This is a genomic window from Ramlibacter sp. (assembly GCF_041916345.1).
Classification (GTDB): domain Bacteria; phylum Pseudomonadota; class Gammaproteobacteria; order Burkholderiales; family Burkholderiaceae_C; genus Ramlibacter.
Map to the genome: position 1 here is coordinate 80,920 of NZ_JAYRZR010000009.1, position 7,395 is coordinate 88,314.

A 7,395-nucleotide genomic window follows, 5' to 3' on the forward strand; every position below is an offset into this window, starting at 1 on the left:
CTGCTTGCCATAAATAAAGGGCTCTGCTATGGTCCCCGGCCATGGACACGCAAGTCGCCGTCATCGCGCCGCCCAAACGGCCGCGCGGCCGCCCGCGCAAGACGCTGGGCGAGCGGGACGACGGCAATCGCCGCCGCGAGCTGATCCTCGGCGCGGCGCGGCTGTTCCGTCGCAAGGGCTTTGCCGCCACCAGCACGCGTGACATCGCGGCGGCGGCCGGCATGCAGAGCGGGTCGCCCTTCTACCACTTCAAGAGCAAGCAGTCGCTGCTGTTCGCGGTGATGGAGGAGGGCATGCAGTCGGCCATCGCGCAGCAACAGCGCGCCCTGGACGCGTCGCCTGCGGGCCTGCGGCCGGCCGACCGCCTGCGCGTGCTGGTGCGCAACCACTTCGACGTGCTGCTCGGCCCGGGCAGCGACTTCATTCCGGTGATGCTGTACGAGGCACGTTCCATCACGCCGCGTCAGCGTGCCGTGATCGCCGAGCTGCAGAGCACCTATGAGGCCGCGTGGACGCCCGTGCTCGCGGCGCTGCAGTCCGAGGGCCGGCTGAAGGCCGAGGTGAAGCTCGCGCGGCTGCTGATCTTCGGCGCCCTCAACTGGTCGGCCCAGTGGTATGACCGGCGCAAGGGCGCCACGCTGGACCAACTCACGCAGGCCGCCATGGGCCTTTTCATCGGGGAGGCGGGATGACCGCGGATCGCTATCGCTCGGTGTTCGCACCGGGCCTGTTCAAGGGGCGCACGGTGGTGGTCACCGGCGGCGGTTCCGGCATCGGCCGCTGCACCGCGCACGAGCTGGCCGCGCTCGGCGCGCACGTGGTGCTGGTGGGGCGCAATGCCGCCAAGCTGGAGGCGGTGGCCGGCGAGATCGCGCACGATGGCGGCGCGGCCAGCTTCCATATCTGCGACATCCGGCAAGAGGTCGCCGTGCAGTCCATGGTGCAGGCCATCGTGGCCGCGCGCGGGCGCATCGACGGCCTGGTCAACAACGCGGGCGGCCAGTACATCACGCCGCTGGAGAAGATCAGCGCCAAGGGCTGGGATGCGGTGGTGGCCACCAACCTCACCGGCGGCTTCCTGGTGGCCAAGGAGTGCTACCTGCAATCCATGCAGGCCCACGGCGGTGCCATCGTGAACATCGTGGCGGACATCTGGGGTTCCATGCCCGGCATGGGTCACAGTGGCGCGGCGCGCGCGGGCATGGTGAGCTTCACCGAGACGGCGGCCATGGAATGGGCGCGCAGCGGCGTGCGCGTGAACGCGGTCGCCCCCGGCTACATCGCCAGCAGCGGCATGGACCACTATCCGCCCGAGGCCGGCCCCATGCTGCGCGAGATGGCCGAGACGGTGCCCGCCGGCCGCTTCGGCACCGAGGCCGAGACGTCCGCGGGCATCGTGTTCCTGCTCAGCCCCGCAGCCGCCTTCATCAGCGGCACCGTGATGCGCATCGACGGCGCGCGGCCGCAGGTGCGCATGGGTTGGGGCCAGGTGAGTGCGCCGGTCGAGGCGCAGTCCCGCGACGCGGTCAAGCCCTTCAACGGCTTCCACCGCTACCAGACGCCGAAGGTGTTCCAGTCATGAGCTTCACCACCACCTGGAACGCGCAGGGCGCCGTGGCGGCGCAGCGCCGTGTCGCCATGCTGGAGCGCGTGGCCGCGCTGCGCGCGCTGGAGCGCCGCGCCGCCGATGCCTCCGCCCGCGCACGGCCGGTTTTCGACAAGCGCGGGCAACTGCTGCCGCGCGAGCGCGTGGGCCTGCTGCTCGACCCCGGCGCGCCCTGGCTGCCGCTGTGCACGCTGGCCGGCTGGCTGCAGGACACGCGCGACCCCGAGGCCTCGGTGCCCGGCGGCGGCATGATCGCCGGCATCGGCTTCGTGAGTGGCGTGCGCTGCATGGTGGTGGCGAGCGATTCGGGCATCGACGCCGGCGCGATCCAGGCCATGGGCCTGGACAAGATCCTGCGCGTGCAGGAGCTCGCCTTGCAGAACCGGCTGCCCTTCATTCACCTGGTGGAGAGCGCGGGCGCCAACCTGATGAAGTACCGCGTGGAAGGCTTCGTGCAGGGCGGGGCGCTGTTCCGCAACCTCGCGCGCCTGTCGGCCGCGGGCATCCCGGTGATCACCGTGCAGCACGGCTCCGGCACCGCCGGCGGCGCCTACATGCCGGGCCTGAGCGACATCGTCATCATGGTGCGCGGCCGCTCGCGGGCCTTCCTGGCCGGGCCGCCGTTGCTGAAGGCCGCCACCGGCGAGATCGCGACGGAAGAGGAACTGGGCGGTGCCGAGATGCACACCACGGTGTCAGGGCTCGGGGAGTACCTGGCGGAGGACGACCGGCACGCGCTGGGGATCTGTCGGGAGGTGGTGGCGGGGCTCGCCCCTGCCCTCACCCCAGCCCTCTCCCGCAAGCGGGAGATGGGGCCGACTGGCGGGCGTTCGCTCCCTCTCCCGCGTGCGGGCGAGGGCTGGGGTGAGGGCGGCGGCCCCACCGATGACCTTGTCTCCCGCATGCCCGCCAGCCTGCGCGAGCCGGTGGACATGCGGGAGGTGATCGTGCGACTCGCGGACGCGGGTTCCATGCTCGAGTTCAAGCCGCTCTACGGCCCGCAGACGGTCTGCGCGCAAGGCCGCATCGCGGGCCATGCCGTGGGCTTCATCACCAACAACGGCCCCATCGACGTGCCCGGCGCCAACAAGGCCACGCACTTCATCCAGTGGATGTGCCAGCTCGGCCACCCCATCATCTACTTGCAGAACACCACCGGCTACATGGTCGGCAAGGAGAGCGAGCAGGGCGGGATGATCAAGCACGGCAGCAAGATGATCCAGGCCGTGACCAACGCCACCGTGCCGCAGATCACCATCCAGTGCGGTGCGTCCTTCGGTGCCGGCAACTACGGCATGTGCGGCCGCGGCTATGCGCCGCGCTTCCTCTTCAGCTGGCCCAGCGCGCGCACCGCGGTGATGGGCGGCGAGCAGGCGGCGCGCACCATGCAGATGGTGACGGAGGCCGCGCGTGCCCGCAAAGGCCTGCCGCCGGACCCCGAGGAATCGCAGGTCCAGTTCAACAAAATCGTGGCCGTGTTCGAGCAGCAGGCCGATGCGTTCTACACCTCGGGCCTGCTGCTGGACGACGGCGTGATCGACCCGCGCGATACCCGCGCCGTGCTCGCGTTCTGCCTGGACACGATCGCGGAAGCCGAGACCCGGACCGCCCGGCCGATGCAGTTCGGCGTGGCGCGGATGTGACGGACCCCCTGGAGACAAGACATGCACTACACCCACGAACACCTGGAAATCCAGAAGACCCTGAAGCGCTTCATCGACGAGGAGATCAATCCCCATGTCGACGAGTGGGAGGCCGCGGAGATCTTCCCCGCGCACCAGGTCTTCAAGCGCCTGGGGCAGCTCGGCCTGCTGGGCCTGTGCAAGCCCGAGGCGCATGGCGGCGCCGGGCTCGACTATTCGTATTCCGTCGCCATGGCGGAGGCGCTGGGCCACATCGAATGCGGCGGCGTGCCCATGGCCATCGGCGTGCAGACCGACATGGCCACGCCGGCGCTGGCGCGCTTCGGCAGCGAGGAACTCCAGCGCGAGTTCCTGGCGCCCGCTATCGCCGGTGACATGGTGGCCTGCATCGGCGTGAGCGAGCCAGCCGCGGGCAGTGATGTCTCCGGCATCAAGAGCCGCGCGCGCAAGGACGGCGACGACTACGTGATCACCGGCCAGAAGATGTGGATCACCAACAGCCTGCAGGCCGACTGGATGTGCATGCTGGTGAACACGGGCGAGGGCCCGGTGCACAAGAACAAGTCGCTGGTGATCGTGCCGATGCGGGAGAACGGCAAGCTGCGCCCCGGCATCGAGGTGGCGAAGAAGATCCGCAAGATCGGCATGCACAGCTCCGACACCGGCCTCATCTACTTCGACGAGGTGCGGGTGCCCCAGCGCTATCGCATCGGCAACGAGGGCCAGGGCTTCATCTACCAGATGCAGCAGTTCCAGGAAGAGCGCCTGTGGGCCGCCGCGAGCTGCCTGCAGTCGCTCACCAACTGCATCCAGTGGACCATCGAGTGGGCGCAGGAGCGCAAGCTGTTCGGCAGCAGCCTGGCCGACCAGCAGTGGGTGCAGTTCAAGCTGGCCGAGTGCAAGACCGAGGTGGAGGCGCTGCGCGCGCTCACCTACCGCGCCTGTGATCTGTACGTGCAGGGGCAGGACGTGCTGGAGCTCGCGTCGATGGCCAAGCTGAAGGCCGGCCGGCTCAATCGCATCGTCCCCGATACCTGCCTGCAGTTCTGGGGCGGCATGGGCTTCACGCTGGAGAACAAGGTCTCGCGCATGTACCGGGATGGCCGTCTTGCCTCCATCGGCGGTGGCGCGGACGAAGTGATGATGGGCATCCTGGCCAAGCTGATGGGCATTGCCAAGCGGCCGACCGCGCCATGAAGAAGATCGACCGGCTGCTGGTGGCGAACCGCGGCGAGATTGCGCGCCGCATCTTCCGCACGGCGCACCGCATGGGCATGGAGACGGTGGCGGTGTATTCCGATGCCGACGCGCAGGCGCTGCATGTGCGCGAGGCCACGCGCAGTCATGCGCTGGGCGGGCTGACCAGCGCGGAGAGCTATCTCGACATCGGCAAGATCCTCGCCGCGGCCGAGGCGACCGGTGCCGACGCCATCCATCCCGGCTATGGCTTCCTCTCCGAGAACGCCGAGTTCGCGCAGGCCGTGAAGGACGCCGGGCTCATCTGGGTGGGCCCGCCGGCCGAGGCGATTCGCGCGCTGGGCAGCAAGGCGGCGGTGAAGGATCTCGCGGCCGCGCTCGGTGTGCCCTGCCTGCCGGGCTACCAGGGCGAGGAGCAGTCGGACGAAGTGCTGCTGGCCGAGGCCGGGCGCCTGGGCTATCCGCTGATGGTGAAGGCCTCCGCCGGCGGCGGCGGCCGTGGCATGCGGCTGGTGACGGAAGCCGCGCAGTTGCGGCCGGCGCTGGCCAGTGCCCGTTCCGAGGCCGAAGCCGCCTTCGGCGACGGCCGCCTGCTGCTGGAGCGCGCGCTGCTGGCGCCCCGCCATGTGGAGGTGCAGGTCTTCGCCGACACGCACGGGGCCTGCATCCACCTGGGCGAACGCGATTGCTCGGTGCAGCGGCGCCAGCAGAAGATCATTGAGGAGACGCCCAGTCCGGCGGTGGATGCCGCGCTGCGCGCACGCATGACCGAGTGCGCTGTGAGCCTCACGCAGGCGGCCGGCTATGTGGGCGCGGGCACGGTGGAGTTCCTGCTCGAAGGCGACGCGTTCTACCTCATGGAGATGAACACGCGGCTGCAGGTGGAGCATCCGGTGACCGAAGCGGTGACTGGCCTCGACCTGGTGGAGTGGCAGTTGCGCGTGGCGCAGGGCGAGCCGCTGCCGCTGGCGCAGGAGGCGGTGCGCTTCGAAGGCCACGCCATCGAGGTGCGGCTCTGCGCGGAGGACTACCACTTCATCCCCAGCGCCGGCCGCGTGCAGCGCTTCGACCCGCCCGAGGGCGTGCGCTTCGACCATGCCCTGGCCGCGGGGCTGGAGGTACCGCCGTACTACGACTCCATGCTGGGCAAGCTCATCGCCCACGCGCCGACCCGCACCCAGGCCATCGAGCAGCTGGCCGGCGCGCTGGATCGCCTGCGGGTGCTGGGCCTGCCCACCAACCGGCGCTTCCTCGCGGCCTGCCTGCGGCACCCGGTGTTTGCCGCCGGTGATGCGCTGATCCTGTTCCTGGGCGCGCATGGCAACACGCTGCGGCGCGAGCTGGAGGCGGAAGAAAAGCGCGTGCTGCGCGAGGCCGCGCTGTCGGCGCTGCTGCCGCAGGGCAGCGCGCCCGCCCTCGCCTCGCCCTTCATCCGGCCGCTGCGCCTGCGGCACCGCAAGGCATTGATCGAGCTGCCGCTGGACGAATCGCAAGGCCCGCTGCGGGGCCACGGCCAGGCGGTGCGCCTGCCCGATGGACGCTGGCATGTGCAGGTCGGCGCCATCGACCTGTTCCTGGAAGACGCCTCGTTCCAGCCGCCGGCAGGCGCTGGCGGCGGTGCCGGCAGCAACGAGCTGCGCGCGCCCTTCAATGGCAAGGTGATCGCCGTACACGCGCGCGAAGGCCAGCCTGTGAAGCAGGGCGACCCGCTGGTGGTGATAGAGTCGATGAAGCTGGAGCACGCGCAGACGGCGCCGCGCGACGCGGTGATTGCCGCCACCACCGTAGAGCCGGGCCAGCAGGTGGCCACCGGCCAGGTGCTGATGCGCTTCGAGGCGCGCGCATGATCACCGCCGAACTGCGCGAGGACATCGCGGCCCTGGAGGACACGGTCAGGCGCTTCGCACGCGAGCGCATCGCGCCGAACGCCGACGCGTGGGATCAGGCCCAGGGCTTCCCGCGCGAGCTGTACCGCGAGGCCGCCGCACTGGGCCTGCTGGGCCTGGGCTACCCGGAGTCGCTGGGCGGCACGCCTGCGCCCTATGCGCTGCGCAATGCGATGTCGGTGGCGCTGGCCCGTCACGGGGGCAGCGGCGGCGTGATGGCCAGCCTGTTCAGCCACAACATCGGCCTGCCGCCCGTGCTGCGGCATGGCACCGAGGCGCTGCAACGCGAGGTGATCCCGTCCGTGCTGCGTGGCGAACGCATCGCGGCGCTGGCCATCACTGAGCCGGGCGGCGGATCGGACGTGGCCGCGCTGCGCACCACGGCCCGGCGCGACGGCGGCGACTACGTGATCGATGGCGAGAAGGTGTTCATCACCTCCGGCATGCGGGCGGACTGGATCACGCTGGCCGTTCGCACCGGCGAACCCGGCTCGCGGGGCGCGGGCGGCATCTCCATGATCGTCGTGCCCGGCGACACGCCTGGGCTCAGCCGCACCCAGCTGCACAAGATGGGCTGGCACGCCAGCGACACGGCGCACCTGCGCTTCGATGGCGTACGGGTGCCGGCGCGCTACCTGCTGGCCGAGGAGGGCGCGGGCTTCAAGATCATCATGAGCAACTTCAACGGCGAGCGGCTGGCCATGTCGGCCATGGCGCTCGGCTTCTGCGAGGCCTGCTACGACGAGGCGCTGGACTGGGCGCGCCAGCGCAAGACCTTCGGCTCGGCCCTGGTGGACAAGCAGGTGATCCGCCATCGCCTGATGGACATGAAGATGCGCATCGACGCCACGCGGGCCTGGCTCGCCAGCGTGACGGTGATGGCGGATGAGGGCCGGCTGGAGGCTGACCCCGAGTGCGTGGCCCAGGTCTGCCTGCTTATTGATCCGGCAGCAAATAACTTGAACTTTTCCGACCCGCCGTGATCCATCAGTGATGGAAACAGCTGACATGAGATCGCTGTCGCGCGAGGCGCGGCACGAACGACGGGTTCAGGTCATCCGCC

At 70.1% G+C, this 7,395-nt stretch carries 6 protein-coding genes; all 6 read left to right on the forward strand.

Annotated features, from left to right (window positions below):
* The first annotated feature begins 41 nt into the window (after positions 1–41).
* From ACE3T5_RS04770 to ACE3T5_RS04795, 6 genes are read left to right on the forward strand one after another with little or no spacing between them, the layout of a single operon-like run.
* Positions 42–692, forward strand: a complete 651-nt coding sequence (locus ACE3T5_RS04770) for a TetR/AcrR family transcriptional regulator (protein WP_374665010.1) — start codon at positions 42–44, stop codon at positions 690–692.
* Complete coding sequence (locus tag ACE3T5_RS04775) at positions 689–1,582, forward strand: SDR family oxidoreductase (protein ID WP_374665012.1); 894 nt, start codon at positions 689–691, stop codon at positions 1,580–1,582. The genes ACE3T5_RS04770 and ACE3T5_RS04775 overlap by 4 nt, the downstream gene beginning before the upstream one ends.
* Positions 1,579–3,249 carry an acyl-CoA carboxylase subunit beta gene (locus ACE3T5_RS04780; protein ID WP_374665014.1) on the forward strand — a complete coding sequence of 557 codons (1,671 nt, stop codon included), beginning with the start codon at positions 1,579–1,581 and terminating at the stop codon, positions 3,247–3,249. Before ACE3T5_RS04775 ends, ACE3T5_RS04780 begins: the two co-directional genes overlap by 4 nt.
* Positions 3,250–3,270: 21 nt before the next feature.
* A complete protein-coding gene (locus tag ACE3T5_RS04785; protein WP_374665016.1) occupies positions 3,271–4,446 on the forward strand; it encodes an acyl-CoA dehydrogenase family protein in 1,176 nt (391 codons plus the stop codon).
* Positions 4,443–6,293, forward strand: a complete 1,851-nt coding sequence (locus ACE3T5_RS04790) for a biotin carboxylase N-terminal domain-containing protein (RefSeq protein WP_374665018.1) — start codon at positions 4,443–4,445, stop codon at positions 6,291–6,293. The genes ACE3T5_RS04785 and ACE3T5_RS04790 overlap by 4 nt, the downstream gene beginning before the upstream one ends.
* Positions 6,290–7,315, forward strand: a complete 1,026-nt coding sequence (locus ACE3T5_RS04795; protein ID WP_374665020.1) for an acyl-CoA dehydrogenase family protein — start codon at positions 6,290–6,292, stop codon at positions 7,313–7,315. Before ACE3T5_RS04790 ends, ACE3T5_RS04795 begins: the two co-directional genes overlap by 4 nt.
* Positions 7,316–7,395: the final 80 nt, after the last annotated feature.